Annotated in this window: 19 protein-coding genes; 3 read left to right on the top strand and 16 right to left on the bottom strand. The window is 63.0% G+C overall.

Features of this window, described 5'->3' with window-relative positions:
• Window positions 1-13: 13 nt before the first annotated feature.
• Window positions 14-517: a 2-thiouracil desulfurase family protein gene (locus L6D80_RS16855; RefSeq protein WP_176513835.1), complete on the bottom strand. Its 504-nt coding sequence runs from the start codon at window positions 515-517 to the stop codon at window positions 14-16.
• Window positions 504-1,139 (bottom strand): 2OG-Fe(II) oxygenase, encoded by a 636-nt coding sequence (locus L6D80_RS16860; protein WP_176513849.1) that lies wholly within the window; start codon window positions 1,137-1,139, stop codon window positions 504-506. The genes L6D80_RS16855 and L6D80_RS16860 overlap by 14 nt, the downstream gene beginning before the upstream one ends.
• 110 nt (window positions 1,140-1,249) lie before the next feature.
• On the opposite strand from L6D80_RS16860, the gene L6D80_RS16865 reads away from it, so the two are divergent.
• Window positions 1,250-2,002, top strand: a complete 753-nt coding sequence (locus L6D80_RS16865) for a DUF2059 domain-containing protein (RefSeq protein WP_054901927.1) — start codon at window positions 1,250-1,252, stop codon at window positions 2,000-2,002.
• Here L6D80_RS16865 and bipL read toward each other — a convergent pair whose 3' ends face one another.
• Complete coding sequence (gene bipL / locus L6D80_RS16870; RefSeq protein ID WP_176513833.1) at window positions 2,003-2,929, bottom strand: phospholipase BipL; 927 nt, start codon at window positions 2,927-2,929, stop codon at window positions 2,003-2,005. It abuts the gene before it with no gap.
• Between the two features lie 125 nt (window positions 2,930-3,054).
• On the opposite strand from bipL, the gene L6D80_RS16875 reads away from it, so the two are divergent.
• Window positions 3,055-3,621, top strand: a complete 567-nt coding sequence (locus L6D80_RS16875; RefSeq protein ID WP_176513831.1) for a DUF6436 domain-containing protein — start codon at window positions 3,055-3,057, stop codon at window positions 3,619-3,621.
• Here L6D80_RS16875 and L6D80_RS16880 read toward each other — a convergent pair.
• Window positions 3,600-4,166: a sugar O-acetyltransferase gene (locus tag L6D80_RS16880; protein ID WP_176513829.1), complete on the bottom strand. Its 567-nt coding sequence runs from the start codon at window positions 4,164-4,166 to the stop codon at window positions 3,600-3,602. The two genes, L6D80_RS16875 and L6D80_RS16880, sit on opposite strands and share 22 nt — an antisense overlap.
• 86 nt (window positions 4,167-4,252) lie before the next feature.
• Between L6D80_RS16880 and L6D80_RS16885 the strand changes: the two genes are divergently transcribed.
• Window positions 4,253-6,616, top strand: a complete 2,364-nt coding sequence (locus L6D80_RS16885; protein ID WP_176513828.1) for a penicillin acylase family protein — start codon at window positions 4,253-4,255, stop codon at window positions 6,614-6,616.
• A gap of 31 nt (window positions 6,617-6,647) precedes the next feature.
• Here L6D80_RS16885 and L6D80_RS16890 read toward each other — a convergent pair whose 3' ends face one another.
• The 12 genes from L6D80_RS16890 to cysW form a co-directional block, all read right to left on the bottom strand.
• The gene (locus tag L6D80_RS16890; protein WP_054901932.1) at window positions 6,648-7,520 is read right to left on the bottom strand and encodes a transporter substrate-binding domain-containing protein; all 873 of its coding nucleotides are present in this window, start codon (window positions 7,518-7,520) and stop codon (window positions 6,648-6,650) included.
• Window positions 7,517-8,290, bottom strand: a complete 774-nt coding sequence (locus L6D80_RS16895) for an amino acid ABC transporter ATP-binding protein (protein ID WP_054901933.1) — start codon at window positions 8,288-8,290, stop codon at window positions 7,517-7,519. Before L6D80_RS16895 ends, L6D80_RS16890 begins: the two co-directional genes overlap by 4 nt.
• Window positions 8,287-8,946 (bottom strand): amino acid ABC transporter permease, encoded by a 660-nt coding sequence (locus L6D80_RS16900; RefSeq protein ID WP_054901934.1) that lies wholly within the window; start codon window positions 8,944-8,946, stop codon window positions 8,287-8,289. Before L6D80_RS16900 ends, L6D80_RS16895 begins: the two co-directional genes overlap by 4 nt.
• Entirely contained in the window at window positions 8,927-9,592 is a 666-nt protein-coding gene (locus L6D80_RS16905) for an amino acid ABC transporter permease (RefSeq protein WP_054901935.1), read from the bottom strand. The genes L6D80_RS16900 and L6D80_RS16905 overlap by 20 nt, the downstream gene beginning before the upstream one ends.
• A gap of 387 nt (window positions 9,593-9,979) precedes the next feature.
• Complete coding sequence (locus L6D80_RS16910) at window positions 9,980-10,765, bottom strand: MetQ/NlpA family ABC transporter substrate-binding protein (RefSeq protein WP_054901936.1); 786 nt, start codon at window positions 10,763-10,765, stop codon at window positions 9,980-9,982.
• Window positions 10,766-10,941: 176 nt separating this feature from the next.
• Window positions 10,942-11,772, bottom strand: a complete 831-nt coding sequence (locus L6D80_RS16915; RefSeq protein WP_054901937.1) for a sigma 54-interacting transcriptional regulator — start codon at window positions 11,770-11,772, stop codon at window positions 10,942-10,944.
• A 64-nt stretch (window positions 11,773-11,836) separates the two neighbouring features.
• A complete protein-coding gene (locus L6D80_RS16920) occupies window positions 11,837-12,418 on the bottom strand; it encodes an alpha/beta hydrolase (RefSeq protein WP_176513827.1) in 582 nt (193 codons plus the stop codon).
• Between the two features lie 201 nt (window positions 12,419-12,619).
• Window positions 12,620-13,021, bottom strand: a complete 402-nt coding sequence (locus L6D80_RS16925) for an ExbD/TolR family protein (protein WP_054901939.1) — start codon at window positions 13,019-13,021, stop codon at window positions 12,620-12,622.
• A gap of 1 nt (window position 13,022) precedes the next feature.
• Window positions 13,023-13,742 (bottom strand): MotA/TolQ/ExbB proton channel family protein, encoded by a 720-nt coding sequence (locus L6D80_RS16930; RefSeq protein WP_054901940.1) that lies wholly within the window; start codon window positions 13,740-13,742, stop codon window positions 13,023-13,025.
• A gap of 39 nt (window positions 13,743-13,781) precedes the next feature.
• Window positions 13,782-14,576: an energy transducer TonB gene (locus tag L6D80_RS16935; protein ID WP_054901941.1), complete on the bottom strand. Its 795-nt coding sequence runs from the start codon at window positions 14,574-14,576 to the stop codon at window positions 13,782-13,784.
• Window positions 14,577-14,905: 329 nt separating this feature from the next.
• Entirely contained in the window at window positions 14,906-15,895 is a 990-nt protein-coding gene (locus L6D80_RS16940; protein ID WP_008093195.1) for a sulfate/molybdate ABC transporter ATP-binding protein, read from the bottom strand.
• A 3-nt stretch (window positions 15,896-15,898) separates the two neighbouring features.
• Complete coding sequence (gene cysW / locus L6D80_RS16945; protein WP_054902496.1) at window positions 15,899-16,771, bottom strand: sulfate ABC transporter permease subunit CysW; 873 nt, start codon at window positions 16,769-16,771, stop codon at window positions 15,899-15,901.
• Window positions 16,772-16,775: the final 4 nt, after the last annotated feature.

Consider the following 16,775-nt stretch of genomic DNA (forward strand, 5'->3'; position numbering starts at 1 on the left):
GGCCGGCGCAGCATCAGGCTGAAAAACCAGCCAACGCCTGCTCCGCCTCTTCCAGCTCCAGCTCGCTGAACACCAGCACCCCTTCGCGCCGCAGCAACGCGGTGGTCACCCCTTCCCCCGGCACCTTTACCCCGGAAAAGGTGCCATCGTAAGTCAGTCGGTTGCCACACGACGGGCTGCCGGCCTTGAGCACCGCCACCCGAATGCCATGGCGGCGCACCAGTGCCAACGCCAAGTTGGCCCCGGCAAGAAACGCCGCACTGACATCCTCACCCATCACCGTCAGCACCTGCGCCGCGCCATCAAGCACCTCGCCACCCTGACCACCCGGGATCTCTGCGGCCGGACGCGGTGTCGGCAAGCCACCGGCCACTTCAGGGCATAGCGGCACGACACGCCCCTCAGCCTGCCAATGCCGCAAACGGTCAGGGTGCCCGCTGGCGCGTCCGTCATAACGCACCGGCTGGCCCAACAGGCAGGCGCTGACCAGCACCTTCGGCAGTTCAGAACAGGTCATTGCCACGCCGCCGAAACCAGCCAGTCAGGGACAACCGCTCGCGCCCGGCCGGCAACACTTCATGAGGGACCTCTGCGGACAGGAACACCACCAGGCAGCCTGCCACCGGCTGCACGTCGTGCTCAGTATCGTTTTTCAGGAACATGCGCAACTGCCCTCCATCCTGCGGCTGCCATTCTTCGTTGAGGTAAAGCACTGCCGAAACCATCCGCCGGTCATCGTCACGAAAGCGGTCCAGGTGCCGGCGATAGAACGCCCCCGGCGGGTACAGGGCGAAATGGCATTCGAAGTCTTCCAGGCCCAGAAACAGACCCTGGTTGATGGCCAGGCGTAACTGATCCATGGCGTGTAGATAGTCGTCGCAGGCCTGAGCCTGGCCCGGATCGATCCACTGGATCTGGTCGCCACGGATCGCCTCGCGCACCTCCTGGGCAACACCGCGCCCAACCCCGGCGGGGTTGAGCTGGCCTTCGGCATCGCGGCGCCGACACTCGGCCGCCAGTGCGCGCACCAGTTCAGCAGGCAGAAAAAAAGCCTGCTGCGACCAGCCACGCAGGGCCAAGTCGTCGACGACGGCAGAAAGCATCGGGTTTTCAGGGGATATGTGCATGGCGCGCATCATATCCATTAGCCTTGCACTCGCACAGCGCCACTTGGCCGAGAAACACGCGGATATCTCGACAAACCAGCGCCGAGCCAAGGACAATAGCCCCCTGCCGACAGGAGTCCTGAATGCGCCGTCTGTTTTCCCTGCTTCTGCTGATGATCTGCACCATGCCTGTCTGGGCAGACAGCCTTGATCAACTGTACAAGGCCGCCGGCTGGCCCGACCAGCGCGCCCATTTCAACGATGCCGTGAGCGCTGCCCAACAGCGCTACCGCAACAGCCTGCCGCCTGCGGTTTATCAGGCGCTGGTCAACAACAGCAATCAGCGCTTCCAGGCCCAGGCCATGGACCGCCGTGCCCAGGCGCAACTGCGCAGCGCGCTGCCCAACCCGGCGCCGGCGCTGGCGTTCTTCCAATCGCCGCTGGGCCGCAAGATCGTCGCTGCCGAACTGCTGGCCACACGCAAGGACCAGTTGGCAAAGAACGCCAAAGGCCTGCCGAAAATACAGGCCAGCGATAACCGCCTGCTGATCGTCGGCCACTTGGCCCAGGCCCTGCCGGCCCGGGAAGCCGGCGCCGAGGTCAGCCTGGCGATTGCCGGGGTGGCGGCCGACAGCCTCAGCTCGATGATCCCCGGGTTATTCGGCGGCGGCCAGGCCCAGGGCCTGCTCGACGGCCAGCGCCAGCGGTTGATGAACCAGATTGGCGAAGACCTCAACAACACCTTGCTGTACGTCTACCGCGACCTGTCCGATGCCGAGCTCGAAGAATTCGCCACCTTCGCCGAATCGCCGGAAGGCAAGGCGTATTACCAGGCCGCCGTGGCGGCCGTGCGCGCCGGGTTGGCGGTCGGCCAGAGCGGCGCAGACCTCAAGTGATCAGCGCAATCGCTGGTCGATGAAGTCGAAATAGCGCTGCCGAATACCCGGTAGTTCGTTGGCCAGGTGGTGGCGGGCGTCAGGTAGCAGGAGTATCTGCGGCTCGCTGAACTTGGCCTTGAGCACCTTGAGGTTGTAAGGCCAATCCACCGTGCCATCCGCCTCGCCCTGCACGATCAGCGGCCGGCGTGTACTGCACGGCGCAGCCTCGATACGTTTGACCCAGGCCATCAGCGCACCGACCCAGGCCGTCGGCAGGCGCCGCGGTTGCAGCGGATCGGCTTCCAGGAACGGCAGGAAGGCAGGGTCGTTGGTGTTTTCACTGAATCGCCGTTCGATGCCATTGACGAAATGGCGCAGCACTCGATAGCTGAACTTCGACCACAACCAGGCGCGGGGGCGCACCAGCGGTGCCAGCAGGATCACCTGGCCGTCGACCGGGCTCTGCGCCCCGCGATGCAGTAGGTGATCGACAGCGATAGCACCACCGGTACTCTGCCCACACAGATGCCACGGGCGTGGCAGGTCAAGGCCACGTGCCTGCTCGAACAGGGCATCGAGTACCTGCTGGTACAGCGCGAAATCACGGATACTGGCGCGCTCGCCGCTGGACAGGCCATGGCCGGGCAGGTCACAGCTGATGACCGCATAGCCCAGCTTGAGCGCCCATTCGATCACATGCCGATACAAGCCCATGTGGTCGTAGTAGCCGTGCAGCACAAACAAGGTCGCAACGGGCCGCTCAGGCAGCCAGACCTGCCCCACCAGGTCAAAGCCAGCCGCCTGGAAGCCGCCGAGCCAGCTGTGTGACGACAGGGCCAGGCCATAGAAGCGCTGGTAGTCTTGCGCCTGTGCAGACAAGGGCTGGCGGGCGCCAAGGGGCGCGAGGCTGGCGCGTAGGCGGTCGGGGTGAAAAGCAGCAGGCATCAGGTACATCCAAAGCGGAGCGAGTATTGATCTGGGATATTCAGCTCTTGGCACCATCGTGGCAAGCTTGAGTACTTTCTTGCCTGGAACCGGCGATCAGGCCAGCCAATCAACAGCGGGTTTTCATGCAGAAACCAATCAAACGGATACTCATGGCGACTGCGGCGCTGCTGTGTGCCGCCGTACTCTGGTGGGCCTACGCCGGCTTCCAGTCCCGCTACCTGCGCCCGTTCGACAACCAGACCACCCTGTTCGACGGTAGCCAACTGCGCCTGCCCGCCGCCCTCGCCGGCCCAGGCCCGATCCGCGTGGTGCACTTCTGGGACCCAGCCTGCCCGTGCAACGTGGGCAACCAGCAGCACCTGGGCGAGCTGGTCAGCCACTTCGCAGGCGAAGGGGTAACCTTCCACGTCGTGCAAAAGCCCGGCAGCCATGGGCAACTGCCCGCCAACCTGAGCAGCCTGCAGCCCATCGCTGACCTGCCTGGCAGCGCATACCTGCCCGCCTCCCCCGCCGTGGCGATCTGGGACCGCCAGGGCCACCTCGCCTACTTCGGCCCCTACAGCGAAGGTGCGGTGTGCAATGCCAGCAACAGCTTCGTCGAGCCAATCCTCAGGGCGCTGCTCGACGGCCGTCGGGTCACCGCATCCAACACCTTGGCGGTGGGCTGCTATTGCCCCTGGACCGACTGACGCACCCGCGCCGGATTACCCACCACCACCGCGCCCGCCGGCACATCGCGGGTCACCACACTGCCCGCGCCGACCACAGCGTTATCGCCAATGGTCACCCCCGGCAGGACGATCGCCGCCCCACCTATCCACACGTTGTTGCCGATGGTGACCGGTCGCCCACTTTCCAGCCCGGTACGCCGGACCTCTGGGTCGAGCGGATGGTCGGCGGTATAGATTTGCACCGCCGGACCAATCTGGCAGTCGTCGCCGATGTGTACCGGCAATACGTCGAGGATCACGCAGTTGAAATTCATGAACGTATTGCGGCCGACGCGGATGTTGTAGCCGTAGTCGCAATAGAACGGCGGGCGGATCACCGTGCCTTCGCCGACATGCCCGAAGTGCTCGGCGAGCAAGCCGTTGCGCGCCTCGTTGAGCAGCTCGAAGCTGGTGTTGTAGCGCTGCATCCAGTGCTTGTTGGCGATCTGCTCGGCCTGCAGCTCGGGGCAGCTGGCATGGTAAAGCTGGCCGCTGAGCATTTTCTGTTTTTCGCTGAGGGACATGGAAACTCCTATCGGGGGCTATGCTCTGTTCGCGAATCCGTCGATGATCGGACCACAGTTTCCGCTCGAATGCACAAGGAGTCTCGATGAAGCGCAGCCTCACCCTGCTGGCCGTGGTGGTCGCCGTGGCCGCCGGCGCCGGATACTGGTACGTGCACGGCAAACTGCCGCAGCGTGAGGGCGAGGTAGCCATCGCCGGCCTGCAGGCCCCGGTCAGCGTGCGCTATGACCGGCGCGGTGTACCGCACCTGCAGGCGCAGAACGAACAGGACCTGTACCGCGCCCTGGGCTACGTGCATGCCCAGGACCGGCTGTTCCAGATGGAAATCATGCGCCGCCTGGCCCGGGGCGAACTGGCCGAGGTGCTGGGCGACAAGTTGCTGCCAACCGATACCCTGTTCCGCAGCTTGCGCATCCGCGATCAGGCGGCACTGATGGTCCAGCGCCAGGACCGCCAGGGTCCCGCCTGGCAGGCCCTGCAAGCCTATCTGGATGGCATCAACGCCTGGCAGGCCAGCCACCCCAAGCCGCTGGAATTCGACCTCATCGGTATCACCCCCAGGCCGTTTACCGCTGAAGATACCCTGAGTATCGCCGGTTACCTGGCCTACAGCTTCGCCGCCGCCTTTCGCACTGAGCCTGCGCTGACCTACATCCGCGATCAGCTCGGGCCCCACTACCTGACCCTTTTCGACCTCGACTGGCAGCCCGACGGCGCCCTCGGCAGGCCGCTGGCAGCTGCCGATTGGCAGAGCCTCGAAGCCCTGGCCCGCCTCAGCCACGAGGCATTGGGCGAAGCCGGCATCCCGCAGTTCGAGGGCAGCAACGCCTGGGCCGTGGCCGGTAGCCGCACCCGCAGTGGCAAACCCCTGCTCGCTGGCGATCCGCACATCAGCTTCGCCGTCCCGGCCGTCTGGTATGAAGCCGAACTCTCGGCCCCCGGCTTCAACCTGTATGGCTACTTCCAGGCGCTCAACCCGTTTGCGCTGCTTGGGCACAACCGCGAATTCGGCTGGAGCCTGACCATGTTCCAGAACGATGATGTCGACCTGATCGCAGAAAAGACCAACCCCGCTAACAGCGACCAGGTGATGATCGACGGCCAATGGCAAACACTGGAAAAGACCGAGCAGACAATTGCGGTCAAAGGCGAACAACCGGTCACTATCAGCCTGCGTCGTTCACCCCACGGGCCAATCGTCAACGAGGTACTCGGCGCCACCGCAGGCACCACACCCATCGCCATGTGGTGGGCGTTTCTGGAAACCGAGAACCCGATCCTGGAAGGTTTTTATCAGCTCAACCGCGCCGACACCCTGGCCAAGATGCGCGAAGCGACGGCCAAGGTGCAGGCGCCAGGGCTCAACTTTGTCTGGGCCAACGCCCGGGGCGATATCGGATGGTGGGCAGCCGCGCAGTTACCGATCCGGCCGGCGGGGGTAAACCCGGCCTTCATCCTCGATGGCTCCAGCCCACAGGCCGACAAACTCGGCTTCTACCCGTTCAGCGTCAACCCGCACCAAGAGAACCCGGCGAGCGGCTACATCGTCTCGGCCAATTACCAGCCGCCCGCAGCGGTGGCGATTCCGGGTTACTACAACCTGCCTGACCGTGGCCGCCAGTTGGACCGGCATCTGTCCGCACCCGAGGTGAAATGGGACACCCAGAACAGCCAGGCCCTGCAACTGGATACGGCCAGTGACTATGGTCCACGTACCCTGGCGCCGTTGCTGGGGACCTTGCGCAACATCGCCCAGGGGGATGAAGAGCAGGAGCTGGTCGAGCAACTGGCCGCCTGGCGCGGGGATTACCCACTGGATTCCACCAGCGCCACGCTGTTCAACCAATTTCTCTACGAACTGGCCTATGCCGCCTTACATGACGAGTTGGGCGATACCTGGTTCCCGGTGTTGCTCAGCACCCGCATCATCGACGCCGCACTGCCCCGTCTGGCGGCCGACGCTCAGTCGCCATGGTGGAGCACGCGGGGCAGTAACGAACGGACCGACCGTACCGCCATCGTGCGCATCGCCTGGCAAAAGACCCTCAAGCACCTGCGTGACACCTTCGGCAAGGACCCGGCCAGCTGGCAGTGGGGCAAGGCCCATACCCTGACCCATAACCATCCACTGGGCGTTAAAAAGCCGCTGAACCTGCTGTTCAATGTCGGGCCATTTGCCGCGCCCGGCACCCATGAGGTGCCGAACAACTTGTCGGCGAAGATCGGGCCAGCGCCGTGGCCTGTGAATTATGGGCCCTCGACCCGCCGGCTGATCGACTTTGCCGATGCCGGGCAGGCGTTGACCAGCAACCCCGTGGGCCAGAGTGGCGTGCCGTTCGACACGCACTATGCGGATCAGGCCGAGGGTTACATCGAGGGCCGGTACCAACGGGCACAAATGGGCGTCATTCCCGCCCACAGTACCCTGCGCCTGGTACCGGCGCAGTGAAGCGGGCCGCGTCGCGGCCCCGGTTTTACGCTCAGCCCTGCCACTTACCGCCTTCGACAATCACGCTCTCAGGCTTGGTGTCATCGCTCAGTTCCTTGCGCACGTACTGGTCATACAGCTTGAGCAGGAACTTCTCCTCGCCCAGTTTGGCCAGTTCGGCGTTTACCCAGTCACGCAGCTCGGTATTGCCTTTCTTCACAGCTGGCGCGATCGGTGCCTCTTCGCCCAGCAGTTGCGGCAGCACGCGGTAGCCCGGGTTCTGCTTGGCCCAGCTGAACAGGATCAGGTTGTCCTGCGCGTAGGCATCGCCACGGCCGTTGGCCAGCGCTTGCAGCGACTCACTGTTCTTCTCGAACTTGAGCAGCTTCCAGTCTGGGTGGTTCTTGGTCAGCCAGATGTCGGCGGTGGTACCGGTGGTGACGATAATGGTCTTGTCGGCCAGGTCGTCGAGCTTCTGTACCGGGCTGCCATCGGCAACGATGGCCTGCACGGCCACGCGCAGGTTGGGGTTGGTGAAGTCCACTGCCTCCTTGCGTTCCGGGGTCACGGTCATGTTGGCAAGGATCAGGTCGACCTTGTCGCTTTGCAGGAACGGGATACGGCTGGCCGGCTCGACGGCGACGAACTCCACCTTGTTCTCGTCACCCAGCAGGTCCTTGGCCAGGCGACGGCCAATGTCGGTGTCAAAGCCTACGTAGCGGCCGCTCTCGTCCACGAAGCCGAAGGGTGGCTTGTCGGTGAACACGCCGACAATCAGCTTGTCCCGCGCCTTGATGGTTTCCAGGTAGCTGGTGGCTGGCGATGAGGCGGCCGGCTTGGGTGGCTCGTCGGCCTTGTTGCAGCCGGCCAGCAAGGCCAGGCCGAACAGCGGCGCCAGCAGTTTGGTAAGGGGGGCAGTTTTCATGACAGTTCCTTATGCAGTGTCTTGGGCAGGCTTTCGACGAAGGAGAATTTGTCCAGAAACTGCTGCGCACGTGCGGTCCGCGGTTGGCTGAAGAAGCTCTCGGGGTCGCTCTGTTCAAGGATCCTGCCGGCCTCCATGAACACGATGCGGTCGGCCACCGCGCGAGCGAAGGCCATTTCGTGAGTGACGATAAGCAGGGTCATGCCATCGCGGGCCAGGCCCTGGATCACTTGCAGCACTTCCTTGACCATCTCCGGGTCGAGCGCTGCGGTAACCTCGTCGAACAGCATCACCTGTGGGTTCATGCACAGCGACCGCACGATGGCGATACGCTGTTGCTGGCCGCCAGACAGCTGGCGCGGGAAGGCATCCCGTTTGTCCAGCAGGCCGACCCTGGCCAGCAGGGCCTCAGCCTGGGCCTGCGCTTCGGCGCGTTGGCGCTTTTGCACCTTGAGCGGCCCGAGCAGCAGGTTGTCGATCACACTCATGTGGCCGAACAGGTGATAGCTCTGGAATACCATGCCCACTCGCTGACGCACCTGGCGCCAGTCGGTGCCGGGTGCGAGCAGTTCCTGGCCGTCCAGGCGCAGATGGCCGCTATGCGCCTGCTCCAGGCCGTTCAGGCAGCGCAGCAAGGTGCTCTTGCCGCAGCCACTGGGGCCGAGGATCACCACCACCTCACCGGTGCGGACCTTGAGGTCGACCTCGGCGAGCACCTGGTGCTCGCCGAAATACTTGTTGAAACCCTGGAATTCTATGAGTGCAGTCATGAGTGGGCCCAGCGGCGCTCCAGCACGCGCGAGGCGGCGGACAGCGGATAGCAGACGATGAAAAAGAACAGGAACAGCACGCCATAGATCAGCACCGATTCGTAGGTGCGTTCGATGATCTGCTGGCCCGCCTTGATGACCTCGACCACACCGATCAGCACCGCCAGCGAGCTGGTCTTGATGATCCGCGTGTAGATGTTGATGGTCGGGGGAGTCATACGTTTGAGCGCCTGGGGCAGCAATACATAGCCATACAGCTGGCTGCTGGACAGGCCGATCGACAACCCCGCTTCACGCTGACCGCGCGGCAACGATTGCAGTGCGCCACGCACCACTTCGCCAACCTCACTCGCGCCCCATAACCCGAGCACCAGTACCGCGCACCAGAAGCTGGGAATACTTACGGCAAAGAAGATCGGCAACCCGAAAAACACCAGGTACAGCCAGACCAGCACCGGTATGGCCCGAAACAGCTCAAGGTAGACTTGCAGGGCGATGTTCACCACACGGTTGCCAAGCGTGGCCAGCACACCATAGAGCACGCCGCCAAGGGTGGCGAACAGAATGCCCAGGGCCGAAATGGCCAGGGTCTGTGCTGCGCCCTTGGCCAGTATCGGCAACGACAACAGGAGCAGCTCAGGAGCCGAACTGGCCATGTTGCAGCCTCCTTTCCAGGTAGCGCAGCAGCAACGACAGCGGCAGGAACAACAGCACGCAGAGCAGCGTCAGCACAGCGAGCATTTCGTAGGTCTTGTAGTACAGGGCGATGTAGTTCTTGGTCGTGTAGAGGATCTCGGGCACTGCAACGGCCGACACCACCGTGGTTTCCTTGAGCAGGAAAATGAAGTTGGCGAACAGCGCCGGCAGGCTGAGGATGCCAGCCTGGGGCAGGATCACGTGACGCAGCAGTTGGCCCTCGGACAGGCCAATGGAGCGTCCGGACTCCAGTTGTGCCCGCGGCACCGCCTCGACGCCAGCACGCAGGACTTCGGTGAGATAGGCACCGCCCATGAAAGTCATGGTGATGATCGCTGCGGCGAACCCGGATACTTTCAGGCCAAGGCTGGGCAAGGCGAAGTAGACGAGGAACAGCTGGATCAGCAACGGCGTGTTGCGAGCGAGCTCGACATAGCCTTTGACCAGGCGCCACAGGTACGGCGTGCGTAGCACCAGGATCGTGGCATTGAACAGGGCTACCAGCATCGAGGTGGCAATGGCGATCAGGCCTACCTGCAGGGTAACGCCCACTGCTTTGAGAAACGCCGGCAAGGTACTGAGCATGAAGGCGGTATCGAAGGTCATGGGCAAACCCTCGGCACAGGGGTTGGAAAATACGGCATGGGGAATATCTGAAGTGTGCACAGTGCACGATCAGTAGACTCTAAAGGTATAAAAAACTTTTCATAAATACCTTTATTGCATATTGATATCACTGAAACTTTCTTGCCGGTGCTCTCTCCAAACGTTTTACAACGCAACGTGCCAGCCCATCGCAATGCACATAGGACGACAAGGATGAACAGCCCCTGCTCGACTGATTCCAATGAACAGATTCTGTGGTTGATGGCGTTACGCCGCGCGCTGGCTACCCAGCGCTGAAGAGGGTGGCTTTGCCCGCGAACAGGCCGGCCACAAAAAAACGCCGGCGCAAATGCGCCGGCGTTTTTCATACATGCTCAAGCAAAACCATCAGAACGCCGGCAGTACCGCGCCCTGGTATTTCTTGGCGATGAATTCCTTCACCTGCGGGCTGGTCAGCGCCTTGGCCAGCTTCTGGATGGCATCGCTGTTCTTGTTGTCCGGACGTGCTACCAGGAAGTTCACGTAAGGCGAGTCGCTGCCTTCGATCACCAGCGCATCCTTGGCCGGGTTCAGGCCGGCTTCCAGTGCGTAGTTGGTGTTGATCAGGTCCAGGTCGACCTGGTCCAGCACGCGCGGCAGCATGGCCGATTCCAGCTCACGGAACTTCAGCTTCTTCGGGTTCTCGGCGATGTCTTTCGGCGTTGCCAAGGCGTTTTTCGGGTCTTTCAGGGTGATCAGGCCAGCCTTCTGCAGCAGGAGCAGGGCACGGCCGCTGTTGCTGCCTTCGTTAGGAATGGCAACGGTAGCGCCTTCCTTGAGTTCGCTCAGGTTCTTGACCTTTTTCGAGTAGCCACCGAATGGTTCGACGTGCACGCCAATCACGGTTTCCAGGTGGGTGCCCTTGCCTTCGTTGAAGTTCTGCAGGTACGGCAGGGTCTGGAAGTAGTTGGCGTCCAGGCGCTTCTGGTCAACCTGCACATTAGGCTGTACGTAGTCGGTGAAGACCTTGATCTCCAGGTCCACGCCTTCTTTGGCCAGGGTCGGCTTGATCAGCTCGAGGATTTCAGCGTGTGGCACCGGGGTGGCGGCAACGACCAGTTTCTCGGCGGCGGTAGCCAGGCCGGCGAACGACAGGGCGGCGGCCAGGGCAGTGGTCAGCAAAGTCTTCTTCATGGTGATCCTTGTTCTGATGCTGGGCCATCGTCGATGGCAAAGTCGGTTGCCCAACCGGTTCACCGGTGGGCGTGAGGCGGAAGATACCGAGATTTTTTATTCCGCAACAATACCTTTTGATTCGCTGCTTATTCCAAAAACAAATTGCCATTACGGAATTTGCTTATGAGCGCTGTCTAGCTCGCGGTATTGGGTAAATCCAGGTCCTGCGGCAGGATCTCTTCACTGTCGTTGACCAGCAAGGCGAAGTGGATGATGTTCTCCAGTTCGCGGGTATTGCCTGGCCAGGCATGGGCCTCCAGCGCATGCTGCGCGGCTTCGCTGATCAGCGGCACCGAGCGCTGCAGGCGCACGCTGTAGATACCCACGAAGTATTCGGCCAGGGGCAGGATATCCCCCGGGCGCTCACGCAGGGGGGGCAGTTCCAGCGCGCCTTCGCGCAGGTACTGGTACAAGCGCTCGTTGAACCTGCCGGCCTTCACCACCCGCGCCAGGTCGATGCTGGTCGCGGCCACCAACCGCACGTCCACGGCCTGGGGCTGCTGCGCGCCCACCCGGGTGACTTCGCGATTTTCGAGCGCCGCCAGCAACTTGCCCTGGATGGCCAGCGGCAAGTCGGCGATCTCGTCCAGGTACAAGGTGCCGCCGTTGGCCGAACCGAACCAACCCGCCCGGCTGCTGGCGGTACCGCCCTGGGTGCCTGCGCTGTAGCCAAACAACTCAGCATCGGCGTAGGTAGGGCTGATGGCCGCGCAGTTGACCGAGACAAACAGCCCCGCCCGGTCACTGGCACGGTGAATCTGCCGTGCCAGCAGCTCCTTGCCCGTACCGGTTTCACCGCGGATCAGCACGGGCAGCGGTTGCGGCGCCAGCCGTTCGAGCGCCTGACGCAACTGCTGCGAGCGCGGGTCGATGAACACCAGGGCCTTGGCACGGATGCTCAGTGGGCTCTTGTCCAGCTCAGGGAAGGTCAGCAATGGCTGGCCAAACGGGTTTTGAAAAGTCATGACGAACTCCCGCCCCAGGCCTCTGCAGGCCGGGCGTCAGGCAAACGGTGAACAGAAGCGTCGATCAGGCGCGGCGCAGTGCGCGCTGCTCGACCCGGCTTTGCAGGCGATACAGGTAGGCAAACCCCTGCTCCCAGCGTTCATGCCCCGACTTGACGTTGATGTGCCCGGCATTGCTCAGCAACCCCGCTTCAGCGCCCCAGGCCTGCGCCAGGTAGAGCGCGCGGGGCACGGTGACTGCCGGGTCGTTGTCAGAGCTGACCACTTGGCTGGGGAACGGCAGGGCCTGCTGCGGGATCGGCGCAAAGTTGCGCAAGGCAGGTGCGCAGGTCGGCCGCTCGACGTCGGCCGGGGCCACCAGCAGCGCCCCACGTACCCGGCGCAGCAAGGCCGGGCTGGCCTGAGCGGCCCAATGGGCCACCGTGATGCAACCCAGGCTGTGGGCGATGAGGATGACCGGTGAACGTTCAGCGGCGATCGCCTGCTCCAGCGCCTGTACCCAGTCGTGGCGCTGCGGGGTCAGCCAGTCCTGCTGCTCGACCCGGGCGCTGTTGGGCAAGCTGCGCTGCCAGTGACTCTGCCAATGGTTGTCTGGCGATCCTTGCCAGCCCGGCACAATCAGGTAACGAATCGACTCATTGCGCATGGGGACGCCTCCGTAAGTTTGCGTGCTTGGAGGTCAGTATAGGGGGGGAGTTATATTCGTAAAGGAATAAGAAGCTATTTATTAATAACCGCAAGGCACAAGCGGAGAAGGGGCTGGTTCCAGAAGGCTGAACCAAAAAAAAGGGCCACCCCCTGCCAAGAGATGTGGCCCATAAGCACTTGCCTGAAGAGGATTGGTCGATCAGCGTGCGGTGATCACCGCCAGTTTGCTGATGCCGGCACGTTCGATCGCAGCCATGGCGCGCGCCACTTCGCCGTAGTTCACACCATCGTCGGCCTGCAGCTGTACGCGGACTTCCGCGTCCTTGTCCTTGGCCGCCTTGAGGTTGGTTTCCAGCAGGTCGGGCTGGATCTCGTCCTTGTTGATGAACAACTTGCCAGCGCCATCGATGCTGACCACCAGCGGATCTTTCTGCTCCACCGGGGCCACCGCCTCGGTCTTGGGCAGGTTGATCGGGATGGCGTTGGTCAGCAGGGGGGCGGTGACGATGAACACCACCAGCAGCACCAGCATGACGTCCACCAAAGGCGTGACGTTGATCTCGCTGAGGACTTCGTCGCTGTCCTGGGTCGAAAAGGCCATATCAGGATGCCTCCTTCACCGGCTGGGTGAAGCCGGCCTGGGCCTTGTGCACGGCAGGGTGCACCAGCACGCGGAAGGCACTCTTCTGCGCCAGGCTGTAGAAGTCGTGGGCAAAGTCATCGAGGTCGGCCGCGGTCAGCTTCAAACGGCGCAGGAAATAGTTGTAGACCAGCACGGCCGGGACCGCGACGGCGATACCCACGCCAGTGGCGACCAGGGCGGCACCGATCGGCCCGGCGACGGTTTCCAGGCTGGCCGAACCCGCCGCGCTGATGCCCTTGAGCGCTTCCATGATGCCCCACACGGTGCCGAACAGGCCGATGAAGGGCGAGGTGCTGCCGATACTGGCCACCACGGCCAGGCCGGTTTCCAGCGAGCGACGCTCACGCACGATCTGCTGGCGCAGGGCGCGCTCGAGGCGGTCCTGATGGTTGATCGCCTGGCTCAAGTCGCCGGCCTGGGTGTCGCCAACGGCAATGGCGGCATAGCCAGACTGCGCAACGCGGGCTGCCGGGCCAGGCAACTCGTGGCTGATTTCCGCTGCCGAATCCAGGCTTGATGCCGCCCAGAACTGCTGATGGAAGCGCTTGTCCTGGTTTTTCAGCCGCACGAACTGCACGACTTTGACCAGGGCCAGACCCCAGGTCACGACAGAGAAACCGACCAGCAGCCAGATGACTGCGCTTTCAACGGATTCGAGAGGGGATGCCAACAGGCTCATGATGATGTCTTCCTATGTTCTGCTGTTTTTGCAAAAGAGTTAGCGAAGCTTGAAATCGATCGGCACGCTGACCCAGCCGGCCTGGGGCACATCGCCCTGCTTGGCAGGCACGAAGCTCCAGCGCTTGACCGCAGCCAGGGCGGCGGCGTCGAGGGCATCGCGACCGCTGCTTTTCTGAATCTGGATCTGCCCCGGTTTGCCGCTGGGCAGTACCTCGACCCGCAGCAGCACAGTGCCTTCCCACCCGCGGCGCTGGGCCATCTGCGGGTACTCCGGCGCCGGGTTTTTCAGGTACGCGGCGTTGGCCGAAGGCGGCGTTACCGGCGCCGGCGCGGGTGGCGCAGGTGCTGCGGGAGCGGCCACAGGCGCGGGTGTGGGCGGTGGCGCTTCGACCGGCTTGGGCTGTGGTTTGGGCTGTTGCTTGACCACGGGCTTTGGCACCGGTTTGGGCTTGGGCTTTGGCTTGGCCGCCAGTTCGTCCACCACCGGCGGTGGTGGCTCTACCACCGGCGGGGCCGGTGCAGGCGGCGGCGGTTCCACCACCGGCGGCGCCGGGGCAGCGAACTCGATGGTCATGGGGGGGACCTGTGGTGGCACCACCGGCAGCTCAGGCGTCGGTGCCTGGCTGACCCAGTAGGCGGCGGCACCGTGCAAGGCCAGCACCAGCAGGCCCAACGCCAGCTTGTCGCGGCGCTTGAGGCCGCTGACCGGGGTGCGCTGCAGGCGCAACTGGCCCAGTGGCAGGCGTAGCGTCCGTCCAAGCTCGACCAGGTCACCCGGTGCCGGGCGCCATGGCTGGTCGTAGGCCCTGACGGCCGTCTGGACATTACCCATTGATCAAACTCCTGGGGTTCTTGATTCAGGTGTGTGGCTGAATCATCGGTGCCAGAGGCTTATCTCTTAAAGTAATGTTTAAAATTAATGTTAGATCAATTTCTTATATAGTTTCTAAGCGTTCGCTTGCAGCCCGCGTGATTCGCGGGGTGTAGCGCGGGCGAGCAAAGGCCATGCTTAACAGGCATATAAAATATTCGTGCAAGGCATCAAAAAGCAGCTGGACGCGCCCTCGATCAAGCCGGCTCCCAGGCCTTTCGGCAGCCCCCGCAACCCAACAGGCAATAAAAAACCCGGGACCATGCCCGGGTTCTTCATTGACCGACGAATCAGATATCCGCCACTTTCTGCCAGACTTTCGGCCTGAAGAACAGCGTCTCACCACGCGCCAGCCCGGTCAGGCTGTCGTGATCCTTGACCACCTCGGCCTCGATCAGCTCGCTTTGCCCTTCCACCTTCAGGGTTACGCGGGTCGTCGCACCCAGTGGGCGAATGTCACGCACCTCGGCCGCATGGTGGCCTTCGGTTTCATGGCGCGACAACGAGACCTCGTGCGGGCGGAACAACACGTGATGACCTTCGCTCAACGCCAGGCGGTTGGAGTCGCCGAGGAAGTGGTAGACAAAGTCGTTGGCCGGCTTCTCATACACTTCGCCCGGCGAGCCAATCTGCTCGATCACGCCTTTGTTCATCACCACGATGCGGTCTGCCACTTCCATGGCTTCTTCCTGGTCGTGGGTGACGAACACCGAGGTCAGGTTGATGTCCTCGTGCAACCGTGCCAGCCAACGGCGCAGCTCTTTGCGCACCTTGGCGTCCAGCGCACCGAACGGTTCGTCGAGCAGCAGCACCTTGGGCTCCACCGCCAGGGCGCGCGCCAGGGCGATACGCTGGCGCTGGCCACCCGAGAGCTGCTCGGGGTAGCGGTCGGACAACCAGTCCAGTTGCACCATGTTCAGCAACTCGTGGACCTTCTCGGCAATCTTGCTCTCGCTCGGGCGCTCACCCTTGGGCTTCATGCGCAGGCCGAAGGCGACGTTGTCGAACACGCTCATGTGGCGGAACAGCGCATAGTGCTGGAACACGAACCCGACGTTGCGATCACGCACATCGTGGCCGGACACATCCTCGCCGTGGAACACGATGCTGCCATCATCCGGCGTTTCCAGGCCGGCGATGATGCGCAGCAGGGTGGTTTTGCCGCAGCCGGACGGGCCGAGCAAGGCCACCAGCTCACCGCTGTGGATATCCAGGTTGATGTTGTCCAGGGCCTGGAAGCTGTTGAAGCGCTTGCTGACGTTACGAACTTCGATCGACATGAATTATTCCTCCGCTGCGCTTTGGCGCAGGCGGTTAATACGGTTCTCGCTCCACTGCTTGAGCAGCAGGATGAAGAGCGCCAGGATCAGCAGCAGGCTGGCCACGCTGAAGGCTGCGACGTGGTTGTACTCGTTGTAGAGGATCTCCACATGCAGCGGCAGGGTGTTGGTCACGCCGCGGATGTGGCCCGACACCACCGACACCGCGCCAAACTCGCCCATGGCTCGCGCAGTACATAGCACCACGCCGTAGATCAGGCCCCATTTTATGTTCGGCAAGGTCACGTGCCAGAACATCTGCCAGCCGTTGGCGCCGAGCAGCCGCGCGGCTTCCTCTTCCTGGGTGCCCTGCTCCTGCATCAGCGGAATCAGCTCACGGGCAACGAAGGGCACGGTGACGAAGATGGTCGCCAGCACGATGCCAGGCAAGGCGAAGACGATCTGGATATCGTGATCCTGCAGCCAAGGCCCGAACAGGCCCTGCGCACCGAACATGAGCACGTAGACCAGGCCGGCAATCACTGGCGACACCGAGAACGGCAGGTCGATCAGGGTGACCAGTACACTTTTGCCGGGGAAGGTGTACTTGCTTACGCACCAGGCGGCGCTGACGCCGAACACCAGGTTCAGGGGCACGGAAATGACCACCGCCAACAGCGTCAGCTTCAGCGCCGACAAGGCATCGGGCTCGAAGATCGCCTCGAAGAAGGTACCGAAGCCGTTTTTCAAGGCCTGCGACACCACGATCACCAGCGGCAGCAGCAGGAACAGCGCGAACACCAGCCAGCCAAGGCCGATCAGGATGCGTCGCGAAGTGGCACTGCCACGGCGGGCTGCATTGGCGGCGGCGGTAGCGCTCAGGGATGAACTAGACATGACC

It is taken from the genome of Pseudomonas ceruminis (assembly GCF_021602025.1).
In the GTDB taxonomy this organism is placed as follows: Bacteria; Pseudomonadota; Gammaproteobacteria; order Pseudomonadales; family Pseudomonadaceae; genus Aquipseudomonas; species Aquipseudomonas ceruminis.